The 244-nt window shown below is 75.8% G+C and carries 1 pseudogene; it reads left to right on the plus strand.

The features are described 5' to 3' along the window. Positions 1–244, plus strand: a pseudogene (locus tag KVS71_RS18285) (UDP-N-acetylmuramoyl-L-alanyl-D-glutamate--2,6-diaminopimelate ligase); the annotation flags it as partial.

Raw genomic sequence — 244 nt, forward strand, 5'->3', positions numbered from 1 at the left:
CAGCAAGCGCTTCGACATGGCCCGCACCGCGGTGGAAGGCAGCGCCAACCTCGTCGTGACCGATCACCACCCGCGGTTCGAGGCCCCGGCGTCGATCCGCGCGACGCTCGTCGAGGGCGCCCGTCGCGCCCGTCCTGGCGCCGAGATCCACGAGTCCTCCCCGCCGGAGGCCGCGATCGTCGCCGCCGTCGGCCTCGTCGGCGACGGCGACGCGATCCTCTGGGCCGGCCCCGGCCACCAGGAC

Source organism: Microbacterium sp. GbtcB4 (assembly GCF_019091465.1).
Taxonomy (GTDB): domain Bacteria; phylum Actinomycetota; class Actinomycetes; order Actinomycetales; family Microbacteriaceae; genus Microbacterium; species Microbacterium paraoxydans.